The organism is Spirosoma profusum, from assembly GCF_014699005.1.
Classification (GTDB): Bacteria; Bacteroidota; Bacteroidia; order Cytophagales; family Spirosomataceae; genus Spirosoma; species Spirosoma profusum.
In genome coordinates, this window is the sequence record NZ_JACWZY010000022.1 from 106343 (window position 1) to 123863 (window position 17521).

Annotated in this window: 10 protein-coding genes; 3 read left to right on the forward strand and 7 right to left on the reverse strand. The window is 50.0% G+C overall.

Annotated features, from left to right (window positions below):
* Window positions 1–119 precede the first annotated feature (119 nt).
* The 4 genes from IC229_RS23030 to IC229_RS23045 are packed head-to-tail and all read right to left on the reverse strand — an operon-like array spanning window position 120 to window position 3665.
* Window positions 120–899, reverse strand: coding sequence for an SDR family oxidoreductase (locus IC229_RS23030; protein ID WP_190889379.1), 780 nt, complete (start codon window positions 897–899; stop codon window positions 120–122).
* Between the two features lie 15 nt (window positions 900–914).
* Complete coding sequence (locus tag IC229_RS23035) at window positions 915–1832, reverse strand: Gfo/Idh/MocA family protein (RefSeq protein WP_190889380.1); 918 nt, start codon at window positions 1830–1832, stop codon at window positions 915–917.
* A 47-nt stretch (window positions 1833–1879) separates the two neighbouring features.
* Window positions 1880–2836: an aldo/keto reductase gene (locus IC229_RS23040; RefSeq protein ID WP_190889381.1), complete on the reverse strand. Its 957-nt coding sequence runs from the start codon at window positions 2834–2836 to the stop codon at window positions 1880–1882.
* A gap of 28 nt (window positions 2837–2864) precedes the next feature.
* Window positions 2865–3665, reverse strand: coding sequence for an HpcH/HpaI aldolase family protein (locus IC229_RS23045; RefSeq protein WP_223834149.1), 801 nt, complete (start codon window positions 3663–3665; stop codon window positions 2865–2867).
* Between the two features lie 247 nt (window positions 3666–3912).
* Between IC229_RS23045 and IC229_RS23050 the strand changes: the two genes are divergently transcribed.
* Window positions 3913–4428, forward strand: a complete 516-nt coding sequence (locus IC229_RS23050; RefSeq protein WP_190889383.1) for a putative immunity protein — start codon at window positions 3913–3915, stop codon at window positions 4426–4428.
* A 158-nt stretch (window positions 4429–4586) separates the two neighbouring features.
* Here IC229_RS23050 and IC229_RS23055 read toward each other — a convergent pair whose 3' ends face one another.
* Together IC229_RS23055 and IC229_RS23060 are read right to left on the reverse strand one after the other, a co-directional pair.
* Window positions 4587–4802: a hypothetical protein gene (locus tag IC229_RS23055; protein ID WP_190889384.1), complete on the reverse strand. Its 216-nt coding sequence runs from the start codon at window positions 4800–4802 to the stop codon at window positions 4587–4589.
* A gap of 131 nt (window positions 4803–4933) precedes the next feature.
* Complete coding sequence (locus tag IC229_RS23060; RefSeq protein ID WP_317171620.1) at window positions 4934–8536, reverse strand: RICIN domain-containing protein; 3603 nt, start codon at window positions 8534–8536, stop codon at window positions 4934–4936.
* A 257-nt stretch (window positions 8537–8793) separates the two neighbouring features.
* Here IC229_RS23060 and IC229_RS23075 point away from each other — a divergent pair, with 257 nt between their 5' ends.
* Entirely contained in the window at window positions 8794–9627 is an 834-nt protein-coding gene (locus IC229_RS23075; RefSeq protein WP_223834150.1) for a helix-turn-helix domain-containing protein, read from the forward strand.
* A gap of 46 nt (window positions 9628–9673) precedes the next feature.
* The gene (locus IC229_RS23080; RefSeq protein WP_223834151.1) at window positions 9674–11230 is read left to right on the forward strand and encodes an FAD-dependent monooxygenase; all 1557 of its coding nucleotides are present in this window, start codon (window positions 9674–9676) and stop codon (window positions 11228–11230) included.
* Between the two features lie 277 nt (window positions 11231–11507).
* Here the strand turns inward: IC229_RS23080 and IC229_RS23085 are convergent, their stop codons facing one another.
* On the reverse strand, window positions 11508–17432 hold the full coding sequence (locus IC229_RS23085) for a putative Ig domain-containing protein (RefSeq protein WP_190889385.1): 5925 nt from the start codon (window positions 17430–17432) through the stop codon (window positions 11508–11510).
* Between the last annotated feature and the right edge of the window lie 89 nt (window positions 17433–17521).

Consider the following 17521-nt stretch of genomic DNA (forward strand, 5'->3'; position numbering starts at 1 on the left):
TTTAGGATTGCTACGTTGAATTCGGCGGTATTAGTACCAGGCTGTTTGTCATGCTTCCGCTCCGGCGGCCCGGCTTCGTCAGCATGACAAAAACCTACTAATGCTGATTTGGCAACGTATCAGGCATTCAGCCCACCATCCATCAGAATGTTTTCTCCATTGATGTAAGCACCAGCGTCAGAAGCCAGCAGCACAACCAGCCCTTTGATATCGTCCTGATTCGCCATGCGACGTAGTGGTACTTTCTTACAGTAATTTTCCAAAAACCTTTCCGGCTGGTTGTTAAATAATCCGCCGGGGCTGATGCAGTTAAAGCGGATATTTTTACCGGCGTTCATCTGCGCCATATACCGTGTGAGGTTAATCAGACCGGCGTTATGGAAAAAATAATCGGGGGGAAGATCGCCCATGTTTACGGTGCCATCATAGTTGGATAAATCAGGGCCGAACATACCCATCATCGACGCAATATTAATCACGCTTCCTCCCCCACTCTGAACAATCAAATCTGTCATTTCGCGGAGCAAATCCATCATACCCGTCGCATTGACCTGCATCGATTCGTCGAACTGGCTCATCGGTGCGTTGTAGCCTTTCATCGGGCGAGAAACGGCATTGTTTACAAATCCGTCGAGTTTCCCAAATATCCGTTGAACCTCGTTCTTTAAAGCCATCACCGATACGTGACTGGCCTGGTCTACCTCCATCGGATGCACATCTAAACCACGATCTGTAAATAATTTCGCCGTTGCTTCGGCCGATTTTACATCTCGAGACGTAGTGATTACAGTAGCATCAGCTTCGGCAAGGCCTTCTACGATGCATTTGCCGTAATTGCCTGATCCTCCAGTCACTAGGATGACTTTTTCTTTTAAACTGAGCAGTTCTTTTACGTTCATCTTGCCTGGATTCCCTTATAGATTAATTACCGCTCCACCCTGCTCCTGACTTTCTTGGGCAGCAATGAGTACGCGCATAAGATTCACTGTTTTATCGAACGAAATCCGGGGTTTTCCTTCTTCTACGGATCGCAGAAATTCGATGAGGTTGTCCCGAAACATGGAATAGGAATTTCGGATGTCGATCAATTTCCAGCCTTGTTGGCCAAAAAGAGAAATCTGGAACGTACCACTGATATCGTTGAATAAATGGAGCATGACGACCAGCCCATCTTCCAGTATAAGCTGTACGATTTCTTTGTCTGGCTCGCCAATGTGCCGAACCGAAACAGGCTGTGGATCACCGAGAATACCAAAGATACCTTCGAGTAGATGAATGCCGTATTTTTTCCAATCCTTCTTACCAACCGCCGTTACCAGTTCCAGTTTGCCGAATGATTTTAACTCCTGGCGCGCAATTCGGCACTCATTGGCATACCGCATGGACGAACACGACATAATGAATTTTCCGGCAGCGGATTGCGCTGAAAACCAATCGAGGTCTTCCGTAGAATACGTAAGCGGTTTGTCAATAAAAATTGGTATGCCAGCTTCAATAAACGGCTGGGCCATCTCCTTATGCTTTTCCGGATCGTCGCGGGCGAGAATAATGGCGTCGACTTCGCCAATCATGTCTTCCAGCTTTTCAACTGTGTTGGCAATGCCAGCCCCTTTAGCAATGCTGCTGGCGATGGCCGGTTCCTGCGCCCAAACATGGGTCACTTTTGCGGTGTCTATCCCTACCGTATCACGGTTGGCGTTGAGGTATTCAGCAACGGCCGGATAACCGATTCGGATAATTTCATCCCCGTCAAATACGCCATTAATAATGGCCGACCAGGAGTAAGGATGGGCGTTTCCGGGACTCATCCCGATGATTCCAATTTTTAGCATCGTACGGATTGACGTAGTGATGGTTGCTACATCCTATACTAATTCATTTATTTTAACCAGCCCATGTTGTGCCAATGGGTCATGTTCAAAAAATCAGGGTCGGGATACGCTAACTGTGTGGCCTGACGTAGCAGTTTCTCGTCCAGATAAAACCCATTGGCCGTACGTAGCGCTTTATGCAGGTATTCTTTTTTGTCGATACCAATCAACACCGACGAAACGCTGTCGAACGATAAGGCAAACTGAGTAGCCAGCGTCGGTAAATCCGATAAATTTTCGTTCAGCAAACGCCGGTAGTTCTGGATATGCGTTTCCACTTGTGACAATGCCGGATGCAGATTTTTTCCACGATCACTCAGCAAACCCTTCATCAAAACAGAGCGAATTACCAGCCCGATTCCATGTTGCGCTGCCTTGTCAAAACACTGGCTATGCGTTTGATCCATTAGATTAAACGGCAACTGAATAACATTCCAATTGCCTGATTCAATCGCTAATTCAGTTTCTGCCGTAAAGTACGTAGAGGCACCCGTTGCCCGAATCAAACCCTTTTCTTTCAAACCAGCAAAGGTATCCGCAATAACTGCTCTCGATAAGATTTCCGCGTCGACCTGATGCAGCATGTACACATCGACGTAGTCCATCTTTAGCGCAGCTAGACTTTCCTGGAGTGATGTTTCAATAATCGTTTTCAACTGACGATCAGCGGGCAATTGTCCGTCCTTACCTCGCAGATGTTTGCATTTAGTGGCTAGTACGATTTCTCCTCTACGTCCTTCAAAGGCGTTGCCCATGATGGTTTCGCTGGCTCCATACAGTCGCGCTGTATCGAAAAAATTAATGCCTTTGTCCAGTGCTTCGTGAAGCAAATCAATAGCTTCCTGCTGAGAAAGCATATCGGCCTCACTCTCTACACCAATGCCGTAGGGAACGCCGATTTCAACACCGCCAAAAGCAATTTCAGATACCGAAAGGCCGGTTGTTCCCAGAGGTCTCTTCTTCATTAGGCTAAGCGTTCAGTGATACGTAGGCTTATTTTTCGAGATAAGACGTAGATGATACGTTGGTAGACGTAGTGCCAAACGCCTTGACCAAATCCTGACAGTAATTTTTTAATCCTACTACGTCGGCCCCTATACTGACGAATTGATACCCCATTGACAGCAGTTCGGCCAGATTACCCGGACCGCCAACCGTTCCGGCAAATTTTCCGTGTTTTCGGGCTACCTCAGCTACTTTGATACGTGTTTCAAGCAGTTTCGGGTGATTCCATTGTCCGGGTGCGCCAATGCCCTGACTGAAATCGCCGGGTCCGAAAAACAGCATATCATATCCTTCGAGGGCGGCAATGGCGTCGAGTTCTTCCAGTGGTTCCGGGTCTTCGATCTGGAGAATCACGAAACGCTGTTCGTTAGCTTCCTTCAGATACGTATCGAAATCCAGTGCCGTATATGCACCATCCGCATTGCCACCGTCAATCGGTCGCCGGCCAACGGGGTGGAACCGGGTCATGTCCACTATTTTTTTAGCCTCTTCCAGACTCATCAGATGCGGAACCATAATTCCGGTAGCATCGAGTTCAAGGGGGCGGATATAATCGCTGTAACTCCCCCGAGATACACGTACCAGCAAATCAGCCTGTTGCGATTTGGTCGCCCAGACATGCGCGGCTACGGTCGACCAGTCCTGCCCGATATGTTCCTGATCAATCCAGACGCAATCGAACCCTGAAATCGCTGCGAGTTCAGCTACTCTTGGATCTGCCAGGTTTATCTTAAAACAGCTTACCATTTCTCCGGATCTGAGTTTCTTCAGAACACGACTTTCGCGCATTTTCACGGTTCCAGAATGATTATTGGTGGATTCACTACGTGGTAAAGGTGACTCAAAGGTATGTAGCCCGACTTCCGATTGCTATTACTTTTATATCGGTTTATGATACATTTTTTCAGTACGCTACGGATTCAAGAATTTTCCATTTACGGGAATAGGCTCGAATTGAGTCGATTTTAATAAAGGGAAACAGAATTTTGTGTTGACGACGGAAAATAGACCTGTTAAATAACATCACTCCGAGACAATGATATTACCAAAGGAAAGAGACCCCAGATTCATAACCATACGGCGCGGTGGCACGTTAACCGACTCAACGCATCATCTACTTGCCTTATGGGCCGCTACTTGCGCCGAACACGTACTGCACTTATTTGAGCAAGCCAGCGCTGCCGATACACGACCAAGGCAGGCCATCAAATTAACCCGAGCATGGGTAAATGGAGAGATAACGATGCAGCAGGCCCACAAAGCTGCTTTCGCGGCAAATGCGGCTGGAAAGGGACTGCCTGATGCGGCCAGATTTGCCGCCCTGGCCGCTGGCCAAGCTGTAGCTGTGGCTCACGTAGCAGCCCATGAACTGGGTGCCGCAGCCTACGCAATCAGAGCCGTCAGGGAGTCGGTTGCTGAAATTGAGAGGAATAAAATCGGACAAAACGAATGTCAATGGCAGCGGGACCAATTGCCAGATGCGATTCATGAGCTTGTTTTGGATGACCAAAAATTAAGAAATCACCTATGCTGGTCTATGTTTACTTGTTGACGTAGCAAAAACTATTTTTTTGACAGGAAACTCATAACTCACTCACTTCAAAAGGCTGACTTTCAATCGTTTCTACGTTAGCATGAGCGCTACCTTAAAGCCGTTTTCATACGTAATACGTAACACACCGCCGATACGTGTGGCCCGCATCTGCATGTTCAAAAGGCCGAGTCAGTCGGTGTTTGCCCCTTTTTTGACGTACCATTATCATAAACGAGTAGATACAACTGCCGATTGGATTCACGGAAGGCCATCGTTACGTGTGTGGCATCCGAATGTTTGCAGATGTTGGTGATGGCTTCCCAGCTACACCGGCAAAGTAACGTATCAGACGGGGCCCAAGCTGAGGCTGGGGTTCTAAAAGGTTGTGACACAGAGATGCACGGAGTGTAAAAGAGATTCACAGAGGTTTTACTAATTCTCTGTGAATCTCTTTTACACTCCGTGCATCTCTGTGTCACAACTTCAACCGTAATTCACGTGAAGTATGAAAGTACTTTACCTATTATCGCTGGATTAATACCCGTAACGTAGTGGCCGCTTGTCCGGCAGGTTTAATCTGCATTAAGTAAAGTCCATCCGGTAGCTGTCCAAGCCCGAAACGGTACGGCTCTGCGGGGGCTGCTTCGAGATGCGTGCGTTGAAGCGGGCGGCCTGAGAGATCATTAAGTTGCAGGCCAACCGGCTGACCAAGAGCCGGACGCAGATCAATCAATACATGGTCGCTGGCTGGATTGGGCCACATACCAAACGTAGCAATCACCTCCTCCACGCCTGATCTGGCCCCTGCCGGACACGTCGTTTCGGAAACGCTCCATTGCTGATTCTGGCCCGTTCCCAGCGTCTGCTGAATGATTGCAGCACCGTCAGTCGTACTGGCATTCCGAACAGTGATGGCTTTGTTAGAATTACGATTGCTGAACGTATAGAAACCCTCAGCGTTACGTTGCACAGCCCACTGCTGATGACTGCCTCCCCAATACGTCCACTGTTCCAGCAACACATCATCGGCCGTCGAGAAACTGGGCGCCTGAATTCCTTTCTGATTGTGCAGTACCACCATTTTGTAATAGCCACCGTCAGTCGGGATTAGCCGCCACTTTTGCCATGCCTGATCGACATTGGCGTTCTGCCGCAGGTTGGCCCCATCGTCGTAGGAACCATTCGGTACGTTCAGTACCAGCCCACTGCTACGTGACTGGATGCGGTAACACTTGGCCGGATCGATACTGACGACCGAAGTTGGTGGTGGCGCGGTAGTGGTAGACGAAGGTGGAGACGTAATGGTCGTACAGGCGCGTTCTTCAATGAGCCACTGCTGATTATTACCCCCGTTCGGCGTATTCTGAACAACTAAACCTCCTTCATCTGAGTTACCATTCTGAACTTCGAGTGCCTTGCCTGAGTGACGGGCCGCAATCTGGAAATAACCGCTGGTGTTACGTAGCAGGGCAAAATGCTGGTTATAACTCCAGTTTCCGTTGAACGTCCATTGCTGAAGGGCAGCGCCATTTTGCTGCGATCCCCACAATACGTCGATGACTTTGTTACTGTGCACCGCGCCGATTTTATAGTAACCATTGTTTGTAGCTTCGAACCGCCACCGCTGCGATTGCTGATTGGCGTCGGTACGTTGGCGAACCAAAGCGCCATCCTCCAGGGAGCCGCCCTCTACGCCCAGCACCTTTCCACTCACCCGCGATACCAGCCGGTAGCATTTGTCGGGTTCAACGGTCAAAACAGAGCCTGAAGTCGAGTTGAGCGAGATGTTAAATACCTGACTTGTGCTACGTTGCCCTTTACTATCCGTCACTGTGAGTTGAGCCGTAAAATTGTTGATGGTTCCTGATCCGTGCTGCCCGGTTTGTGTAGTAAATACCTTCACAGGATTTGCTACGTTCAGATACGTACCATCACTAAACGCCCACTCATAGAAAAGCTGATCACCGTCGGGGTCAGAAGATTTATCGCCAGTGAACGTAACACTCAAAGGTGAAGTACCCGTTAGCGAGGTAGACGTAGCCACGACCACGGGCGGACGGTTGACGGTCGACGATTTTGTATTCACTTCTACCCCACCCGACCAGCCATCTGAATGGGCAGAGACCCGGAAATAATAAAGTTGCCCTGGCGTCAGGTCAGTTACTACCACCGAATTTCCCGTACCCAAATAAAGTACCCTGGCAGCATCTGCTGGGTAAGTCGCTGGGTTAGCTGTGAAGCTAGAGCTGACTGTACTAATAACTGAATTAGGATCAGGTATATAGCCAAGGATAGTTGAGCCGGGCTTACCCACAACTAGCACTTTATCGAAGGGGATTGTCGGATTCGTCCAGATGAGCCGTACACTGCTGCTCGTGAGTGTAGTGGCCGTCAGGCCGGTAACATTTAGCTTAGGCGAGTTGCAGTCGGGGTAAATCTTAACCGAATCTTGGGCCGTGAGGTTGCCTATATCCGTCACCTTCAGCGTAAATACGTAGTAGTAATCGTCAATACCGTCGCAACCTACGGGTGAGACCGTAAATACAGGATTAGTGCCCGTCATGTAGGTTGGGTATTGATCCTTGCCGTTAATGCGCAATTTTCCCTGCCAAAGATAGTTCACCCTGTCGGGCACATCGTCGGTAACAGTAGCGGCCAGCGTATAACTGGTGGTCATGTTGAGCGCGTACTTTGATAGGTTTACTGGCGTCGTAATCTTGGCCGTCGGAGGTGGATTAGTAACACTCACACTGATTGTCTGAAATCCACTATATCCTCCTTTGTTATCGCCCACAGACATCCTAACCATAAAACTCGTTTGTGGGTATCCCCCTTTACCCAGAATTGGGGTAAATACATGGACGGGATTGGCTACGCTAGACGAGCTGCCATCGCCAAAATCCCAACTGTAGGTAATTGGATCACCATCGGGGTCGTAAGATTTGTTGCCAGTAAAGGTCACGCTCAGGGGCGACGTACCCGTTAGCGAGCTCGCTGTAATCACCGCCACAGGTGGTTGATTGGGAGTCGATGCTTTCGCGTTTACCTCTATACCGGCATTCCACACGGCGCCAGTTGAGGGAGCCGTTCCTTTGCGGGTGTAGACTCGAAAATAATAGGTTTGCCCCGGTGTCAGGTCAGTTACTACCAACGAAGTAGACGTACCCTGATATAAAGCCTTGCCACCAAGGGCTACTGTGCCCGTAGCGGTGAAACTATTGCTGGTAGCGTACGTAGCACTGTTAGGAATATCGGTGAAACCCGACCCGGCTTTCCCTACTACCAGTACATCGTCGAACGAAGTACTGGGGTTGATCCAGTTGAGCCGTACACTGGTAGTATTGAGCTGAGTCGCTGTCAGGGTAGCCACATTAAGCGTAGGTGTGCTACAATCAGGGTAAATTTTAACGGAATCTACCGTTGAGGAAAGCCCACCTAAATCCTTCACTTGCAACGAAATAACGTAGTATGAAACGTCTCCATCACAGCCAATCGGTAAGATATCGAATTTTGGATTACCTCCTCCAGTGGTTCTCACCAGCATGTCCCGATTGTTACGTCGCAGCTTTACTGTCCAAACGTAGGTTAGTTCAGTAGCAAACTCATCGGTAACGGTCGGGATTGCGGTGTAAACGGTCGCTTTGTCGACGGCATACCTGTCATTATTGGTCGGATAATAAATCTTGGCCGTTGGCGGGGTGTTTGGGATGCTGACATAGAAGTTGGTACTTACACTGATACCTCCTTTATTGTCAGACACCGTAAGTTTGGCGGTGTAGCTCTGAACAATAACTCCCTGCTTTCCCCGCGTTTGCGTAAAGACATGAACAGGGTTGGCCTGGGTGGACGTAGTGCCATCGCCAAAGTCCCATAGGTACGTAATGGGGTCGCCGTCGGGATCGTACGATTTATTACCGGTAAAGGTAACGCTGAGCGGTGAACTACCCGTTAACGTAGTGGACGTAGCAACGGCAACGGGTGGTTGATTGGCACCGATATCGCTGAAACTAGTTGAATGCGGATGCCCAAGGACGGTAGTTGGGAGGCCCAACCAACAGAGGAAGCCAAGCAAAAGGCTATAGCCAACGGCGCAAGCCTTTGGAGGGTACGTAAATTTTGCTATCATTTTATGGGTTAGATTTAATGTAGTCAGGTGGTAACCTTGACGTAAGACAAAACTAAGCGGTTTTAATGCTTTTACATTAGTCCTTATTAAGCATTCATTTGCTCATTTTAGGCATCGGAATACGACGGTTATTTTAAGTCTACATAGGCATCTGAATCGCATATCAGTAAGTAACAGACGCTGGCGATTAAAGACGTAGTCCGTTAAAAAGTAGGCAATTAACCAACCATGATACGTGTACCTTATACACCTCAACTATGCTACCTGTCGATATGCATCACCAGGAATTCGACCCCTCTGAAGCGCTAAGCGATACCATAAAATGCTTTTGGTATAACAGTAGAGACTTCGGAGAATTGCAATCGAGTTTTGAGGTAGTACCTGATGGCTACGCTGAAATTATTTTTCATTTCGGAAGCCTCAGCAGTATTTCTCATAATGGCGACTTGCAGCCATTGCCATCCCCGTTTATGATGGGCCTGCTCAATGAGCCTGTTCTTTTTTACACAAAAAACCGCTTGGAAATAATTGGTATTCGATGCTTTCCGTGGACCGTGTTCGATTTGCTCGGATTACCATCTGGAAAAATTGGAGTGCGCATCGTGAAGCATTCTATCGCCCAACTTCAATCCTCATTGGAGAAGTCGATTCATGCTGGTCGGATAGAAGAAGCGCTGGCTCAGGTGAAACAGTATTTCCTGAATATACACATGCAGATTAAGATGGACAGCATGCTATTCAAAGCTGGAGTTGCTATGCAGGTCGCAAACGGCACCATGCCGGTAAGCCAGGTAGCAGCCGCAGCTCATGCGACGGTTCGTACGCTGGAAAGAAAGTTCAAGCAATCGTCTGGCTATTCTGTTAAAGACGTGTCCGGTCTGATGCGCTTCGAGCGGGTACGAAACCACTTGTGGCTCCATCCAGATGTCAACCTTGCTGGCTTAGCACATGAGCTCGGTTATACGGACCAATCGCACCTGAGCCGGGAATTCAAGCGATACAGTGGCACTACGCCAGCGGCATTCGCCCGAAAAGCAAAGAAAGGAAAACCGGCTGCAAGCCCCGATTTTGTCGCGTTTATACAAGACTGACGCAGGCGCATTCCCGAATTTTGTGTCACAATCATCCTATATGACAATGACACTCGAACGTATGCAATCCGCACAAAATCAGCCTATTTACGACGTAATTATTTCTGGAGCAGGTCCGGTAGGTCTGTTTCTCTCCTGTGAACTGGCCCTGGCCAACTGTTCCGTTCTGGTACTGGAAAAGGCAGAAAATCCGCACTCGCCCTTAAAGCGACTTCCGTTCGGAATACGAGGACTATCGGCGCCTACGATTGAAGCACTTTACCGCCGTGGGTTGCTAAACGAACTTGACGTACATAAACGCCTTAAAAATCCCCACCAGCATGCCGAACACGGGTCGCGTCGTCAGGTTGGACACTTCGCTGGTATCCCCTTTCATGAGGGCGATATCGACACCTCCCAATGGACGTATCGTCTACCCAGCTCGACCGATACCAGCTTAATTTCTGAAATGCAGGAGCTTGAAACGATACTGACCCGCCGGGCAGAAACCCTGGGCGTAGACATCCGATGCGGGTTCGCCACCACTGACTTTCATCAAACCGAGGACGGGGTAACTGTTCAGTCAGGCAATCAATCTTTTTATAGCAAATGGCTCGTGGGTTGCGATGGAAGCCGCAGTGTTGTTCGCAAAGTGGGTGGTTTTGACTTTGCCGGTACGGAACCCGAATTTACTGGCTACACGACTCAGGTTGACATTGTTGACCTGGAGAAGCTAAGCCCAGGCCGGAACGTAACACCAACCGGAATGTACCTGCAATCGCAGCCAGGATATGTAATGATTCAGGATTTCGATGGCGGTGTGTTTCATAGTTCAGGAAAACCCGTCACGCGTGAACACATTCAGGCGGTGCTACGTCACGTATCGAACACCGATGTAACAATCAGCGCCCTGCATATTGCAACCACCTGGACCGACCGGGCGCGGCAGGCCACTACGTACCGAAACGGACGGGTACTTTTAGCGGGCGATGCGGCCCACATTCATGCGCCGTTGGGGGGTCAGGGACTTAACCTCGGGCTGGGCGATGCCATGAATCTGGGCTGGAAGCTCGCTGCAACCATCCACGAAGAAGCGCCGGAAGGCTTGCTGGACAGTTATTTCACTGAACGACATCCTATTGCCGCGCACGTTCTGGATTGGTCACGCGCTCAGGTTGCCATCATGAGACCCGATGCCTATGGCCGCGCGCTGAATGCAATTGTCCGCGATCTTATGAATACGCCCGATGGAGCTACTTATTTTGCAGGACGAGTGTGGGGCATTTTCACACACTATACCCTCGGAGGAGATCACCCTTTTGTAGGACGTAGCGTTCCCAATTTTGAGCTGGAAGACGGTACAACGATTGGCGAACGCATGTATGATGGTCGAGGCATACTACTTGACTTTGAAAGTGTTACGTTACGTAAAGCGCTGGCAAGTGAATACGAAGGGCAGATCAACTATATCGCAGGCAGCGCAAAAGATCAATTAGGTGTAAGCGCTGTACTGATACGTCCTGATGGGTTTATCGCCTGGGCTTCTGACAATGACTCAGATTACGACGGACTCCAAAAGGCTGCGGCTCGCTGGTTTATTCGTCATACGAAGGTCAGGCATTAAATCCCAATTTGTCGGTTCTCACTGGCAAAAAATTCCTTAACTAACGTAAATTCTGGATTGATGGCTCAATTCGCCAATTCGTTTACAGTGCATTGGCTTCGACCAGGCTCAGCCTGACAGTCTACTTGAATTTGCTGACTCAAATTGGCTTGTCAGGCTGAGCCTGTCGAAGCCCTAAGCGTCAGCAATGCGTTGATTTAGCTATTATTTACGTTCACTAGATTAAGTGCTCAGGAAGCCCCAGACAGTACTGAGGATTCCTGAGCACTCGGTTCACTTAACGGATAATCACTTTCAGTTGCTGACGCTGCTGATTCGTTTGTACACTCAGAATAAGTAACCCTGATTGCCCACGTATCGGCAGACTAACTGTATCGGTTTGACCAGCTTCCGAAAGCTGCTGTTTGGCAACGAGTTTCCCTTGTTGATCAACCAGGCCCAGATCGACCTTTTGCCCCGAAACACCGCTGATTTGCACGCGCATCCAGTCGCCTTCTACCGGATTGCCCAGTACGCGAACCTGTAAACCTGTTCCTGATTCCATTATCCCCTGTCGACTATTAGAACCACATGCCGCCAGCCAGTTGTAGGTATAACTGGTTGTGCTGTTACCCTGCTGAGCCTGCAGTTGAAGCGTCACATTATCGGTGTACAGCGTCAACGAGTAAGGACCCGATGCGATAGTGGGCAGCAGTTCATTGACTACCGAGAAACTCACCGGCTCACCCGTTAGACCGCTATACTGAGGAGTGAACGCAATGGCCCGCTTGTTGGCACTGATAGTTACGCAACTCAGTGTTTGCACGCCCGTGATAGCAAATCCATTGTTTGCGTTTGCTGGATTGACCGTCAGCAGAAAACTCGTACTCACACTCAATCCCTGTGGATCAGTGGCCGTGACGACCACTGTACTCACGCCCGTCACACTTGGTACTCCGCCAATCTGAGTTGGCGAACTGAAATTCAAGCCCGCCGGTAGACCAGTGACTGATAAGACCAGACTTTGAGGTGACTCATTATCTGTAAACGCCGTTTGCGGGATGGTGTAGCCAAACCCTTCGCCGACCTTAGCCACCTGATTGGTCAGCGGCTGATTGACACGAGGAGGTGTATTGGGCTGGGGATTGGTACAAGTGGCTAGCCAGTTATAGCTAAATGATGCCTCACCCGCACTACCGTCCTGGCTGGCTTTCAACACAATCGTCGGATTGTCATTGTAAAGCTGGAGCGAATATGGCCCCGGTGCCGTTGTAGGAGCCATCTCATTAACCACTTGAAAATTGATGGTTTGTCCGTTCAAACCCGCATACTGAGGCATAAAACTTATGGCATATCGGTTACTACTCAACTGGGTACAGGTGATCGGATTAACACCCGTGATCGCGAAAGGCCCGGTTGCCGTTACTGACGCAGGCTGCACCGTGAAACCGAAGCTGGTATTTGTGGTGAGTCCATCCGGATCGGTTGCCGTCAACGTAACGGTAGACGTACCGGTCTGCGAAGGCGTACCAGACAGCGTGGTTCCGGTCAGCGATACACCCGTCGGTAACCCGCTGGCCGTCAGAGTGAGCGCATTCGGTGTCTGGGCATCGGTGAAGGTAGTGGCCAGATTGAGACTGTACGGCTGCTGTACGATGGCCACCTGATTCGACACCGGATTGACCACCGTTGGCGGAGTATTGGTCGCCGTTTGTTCAACGACCGTCAGCCGGAAACTGGTACTGACCGAAAGCCCCTGCGGATCAGTTGCCGTAACAGTGACACTACTCACACCCGACACTCCGGGAACACCTCCGATTTGGTATGGTGGCGTAAAATTTAATCCCGCCGGTAATCCAGCAACCGACAACACCAGACTTTGCGGAGTTTCATTATCAGTAAACGCCGTCTGCGGAATGGTGTAGCCAAATCCTTCGCCTACACGAGCCACCTGATCGACCAGGGGTTGATTGACGCGAGGGGGCGTGTTGGACTGTGGATTGTTACAATTAGCCAGCCAGTTGTAGCTAAACGAAACTTCACCGACAGTTCCTGCCTGCTGCGCTTTTAGGACAATCGTCGGATTATCATTGTACAACAGGAGGGTATACGGTCCCGGCGCCGTAGTTGGGAACATCTCGTTAACCACCGAAACGCTGACCGGTTGTCCGTTAAGACCAGCGTACTGAGGAGTAAAACCGACTGCATAGCGATCAACCCCAATCTGGTTACAGCTGTTAGTGGTCACGGCGGTAATGGCGAAAGAACCGGTCGGCTGAGTCGTCTGGAAAACCGTAACCGACGCCTGAGCGAAGCAATTCCCAACGGAACCCGTAACCGAATAAGGACCTGGGTTATTGACAACAATGAAGTTGGTAGTAACCTCCGTCGACCAACGATACGTAGCAGCGCCACTAGCCGTAAGGGTCGCACTTTGACCGGGCGTGATCGTCAGCGACGGATTAGCCGAGATGGAAACCATTGGCAAGGTATTATCCTGACTCACCACGATACTGGTGGTAGCGGTGCAGCCATCGGCACTTGTCAACGTAACGGAATACGTATTAGCTGACGTAGCGCTGATGCTCGACGTAATGGCCCCAGTGCTCCAATGGTACGTCCCACTGCCCACTGCACTCAAACTCACCATTGGCGTAGCACAACTTAACGTAACACCGGTCGGCGTTCCGATGGAGGGTGAGATACTTACCGTAGGCACGCTGCTGTCCTGACTGACTTGCACCGATGTCGTAGCCGAACAGCCCGATGAGGTTACGACTACTGAATACGTACCACTCGCACTCACTACCGCTGTGCCTGCCGTTGGATTCTGACTAACTATAGTCGGTCCGCTGAACGCATACGTAGTACCTCCGCCCGCCGTCAGCGTCAGAGACGTATGGGCGCAGGTCAACGTACCACCAAAATTAGCCGATAAGGTGGGCGTAGGAATTGGATTGACCGTTACGTTGGTGGTCGATGAAGCTTGTTGTCCTGAAGCCAGTATGGTCAGCGTGAATGTCTGAGAACCTGCCCCAGCCGCCGTCATATTCTGGCTGAACGACGTACTGGACGTAGTACCCGTGGTAGTGCTAGCGCCGTTAGTGAGCGTGAAGGCATAACTACCCGTTACGTTGCCGATGGTGGCAGTGATGGTGAGAGGACTTCCTACACATACAGTGTTAGACGTAGCAGCCAGCCCAGCGATAGTAGCGACAGCCTGATTCACCACCAGCGTATACGTAGCACTCGAACCTGAACAACCACTGGCATCGACGGCACGAACCGTGATCGAATAACTACCCGTTTGAGTGGGCGTACCACCCAACACACCCGTACTAGCCAGCGAAATACCGGTAGGCAACGCACCGCTGGTTATGCTGAAACTATAATTACCGGAGCCGCCAGTCGCCGTAAACGTACCACTGAACAGGCTGCCCAGTGCTGCTGTTGTTGTCGCTGGATTAATTATGCTGATGGCCGTGGGGGCTCCCTGATACTCATAAGCACCCATGTCAATCGTGCTGCCAAACATTCGCGTATTGCCCGCCAGATCGGTGGCTGGCCCGTTGTAAACTGCGCTGTTACCGGCGTTGATGGCCGGAGAGCAACCTTTGAGCTGGGTAGACGTAGTGCTGACGAAAGGAGAAACCGTAGTTACTATATTGCCGGTACCCGCCAAATTCACATCAGACAAGGTATAGGTAGCCGTCACAACACCGCCACTATGTGCCATAATGGGCTGTTGGTTAAGTGGTCCATTGTTGAATACCACACTATTTGTGAGGGTGACATTACCAGACGTATAGATCACATTCCCATAATCAGCGATGTTAGCCTGAAAAGAACAGTTCGTGATCGTAAACGAATGACTGGTCTGATAACTGTACAGTGCCCCTCCGCCATTATTCGACTCGTTGCCGATAAACGAACAGTTAGTCAGATTAAGCGCTGTAAATCCCCCATCGCCATTGCCTATTCCTCCGCCGAACAGCGCATAATTGTTTATGAACAAACTATTGCTGATCCGTACATTACTTGTACCTCCATTATAGACAGAATTAACGATGCCCCCTCCATAACCGCTCAAACCAGAATTATTTCGGAACACGCAGTTTGTCAATACTGGGCTACTGTTTCCACCATCGTACCCGAAATTACTCATACCGCCACCACCGCCTGCAGCATTCTCTAAAAACAGGCAGTTCTGGAAAGTGGGGCTGCATAGTTGACCATTACCGTTACCCCGGTTTATCACACCACCACCACCTTCGTACTGATTTTGTTCTGGTCTTAACCCATATCCTTTGGTAATCACGAAGCCATCCAGCACCGCCGATTGTGTCAGCCCCGGTGGGTTGTCGATGACGTGCAGGCTGTTGTCTTCAACCGTACCGGGATTACCAATTTCACCACTCAGAATGCTATTGCTGGGCTGACCAGTAGTCGGGTTGACGGCAGGTCGTTCATTCAAGCTGTTTTCGTTACCCAGGAATCCCCCGTAGATTGCCACTCCGTTCTTCATAGAGAAACTTAGATTGGGATCGGTGTTGGCATCGCCACCAGGTTTGTACGTACCCTGCGCCACCCAGACTTCATGGCCACTGTTGCTGAGGTCAATCATGGCTTGCAGGTTCGAGGAAGCATTGCCCCACGAACTACCGTCGCCACTGCCACTGGCTGTTGGTTTAACGTAGCGGATTGGCCCTCCTGAGGCTGTTACAGTCAATACGTAGGGCGAACTCAGGTTCGTACAGCCACTGGCGTCGGTGCCTCGTACAGTGATGGTGAAACTGCCGCTCTGAGTGGGAATGCCACTCAGCACACCCGTAGAGGACAGACTCAAGCCTCTTGGCAACGTACCACTGCCGAGCGTAAAACTGTAGGGAGTTGTGCCGCCACTGACGGAGAAGCTCTGACTGAAAGAGGTTCCAGCGTTAGCAGTAGTGACGCCGGGGTTGTTGACGGTAAGGGTGACGGGGGCGCTCTGATATTCATAAGCCCCTATATCGATGCTACTGCCAAACACCCGCGTACTGCCCGCCAGATCGGTGGTAGTGGAGTTGGCCGCGTTGTTACCGGTATTGATGGCCGGTGAACAGGCGTTAAGCCGGGCATCGGTGTTGCTGACGAAGGGCAAGATGGCAGTGGTGAGGTTGCTGTTGCCGGAGTAGCCCGTCACTGAACTCTCAAACAGGCAGTAGGTAGCCGTCAGAGAGTTACTACTAGAATTAGTATTGGTGATGGTATTTATTGCACCATTGCCAAACAGCACGCAGTTGGTTAACGTCACAACACCGTTGCCTGCATTAAATATTCCTCCCCCGCCATCAGCAGCCGAATTATTCTGAAAGCTGCAGTTGGTCAAATTTGGAGTACCGCCTTGATTGAACACTCCTCCACCCTGATTAGCCGAATTAGCTTGAAAGTTACAATTAGTTACCGTTAAGCTGCTGACGCCAATACTGTATATCCCCCCGCCACTAGTTATAGCCGTATTAGATTGAAAGCTACAGTTAGTCAAACCAGGGCTACTGCCATCATTGTACATTCCCCCGCCCTGATTAGTCGAATTATTCAGGAAGCTACAGTTAGTGACAATCGGGCTACTGCTATAATTCAGCATCCCCCCACCATAAGAAGAAGCCAGATTACTGATGAAGACACAATTACGCACCGTAGGGCTGGTCAACACGTTAATCATGCCACCTCCCTCAATATCATTGCCAGTGCCATTGGCATTACCATTCCGGATGACAAAGCCATCCAGCACCGCCGAATTGTCAATACCCGTCTGGTCATTGTTAACTACGTGGTAACTGTTATCGCCGGTGGTGCCCACTGTACCAATATCCCCGCTGAGCACCGTCGTGAAACTGGTGGGGTTACGTTGTGCAAACGTTGGGGTACCAGTAGCAGCAAAGCCTCCGTATATAGTTACCCCATTTTTCATCTTAAAGCCAATAGTGCGGTCGTTACTCGTAGTGGGTTTGTATGTACCACGAGCCACCCAGACCTGCTGCACACCGTTGACATCAATCATCGCCTGGAGGTTCGAAGAAGCATTGGCCCAACTATCTCCGGTGCCTGTACCAGTTGCCGTTGGTTTAACGTAGCGGATCGTTTGTGCCTCGGTAATGATGCTTACCGTAAGCAGTACCATGAGTAGTACACATACCGGCAGACTGGTGATACGTTGCTGAAAAAGCAAAAGTGAGTTCATAAATAAGATAGTTAAAGTGCTCAGGTAGAGATACGTTGTAAGTACCTGACGGTTACACGAATTTGATTACTGAAGTGGATGCTATTTTT

Excerpts from the sequence above, each read along its gene's own strand:
- IC229_RS23030 (WP_190889379.1), bottom strand. The coding sequence starts at position 899 with ATGAACGTAAAAGAACTGCTCAGTTTAAAAGAAAAAGTCATCCTAGTG.
- IC229_RS23035 (WP_190889380.1), bottom strand. The coding sequence starts at position 1,832 with ATGCTAAAAATTGGAATCATCGGGATGAGTCCCGGAAACGCCCATCCT.
- IC229_RS23060 (WP_317171620.1), bottom strand. The coding sequence starts at position 8,536 with ATGATAGCAAAATTTACGTACCCTCCAAAGGCTTGCGCCGTTGGCTAT.
- IC229_RS23050 (WP_190889383.1), top strand. The coding sequence starts at position 3,913 with ATGATATTACCAAAGGAAAGAGACCCCAGATTCATAACCATACGGCGC.
- IC229_RS23080 (WP_223834151.1), top strand. The coding sequence starts at position 9,674 with ATGACACTCGAACGTATGCAATCCGCACAAAATCAGCCTATTTACGAC.
- IC229_RS23040 (WP_190889381.1), bottom strand. The coding sequence starts at position 2,836 with ATGAAGAAGAGACCTCTGGGAACAACCGGCCTTTCGGTATCTGAAATT.
- IC229_RS23075 (WP_223834150.1), top strand. The coding sequence starts at position 8,794 with ATGCTACCTGTCGATATGCATCACCAGGAATTCGACCCCTCTGAAGCG.
- IC229_RS23085 (WP_190889385.1), bottom strand. The coding sequence starts at position 17,432 with ATGAACTCACTTTTGCTTTTTCAGCAACGTATCACCAGTCTGCCGGTA.
- IC229_RS23045 (WP_223834149.1), bottom strand. The coding sequence starts at position 3,665 with ATGCGCGAAAGTCGTGTTCTGAAGAAACTCAGATCCGGAGAAATGGTA.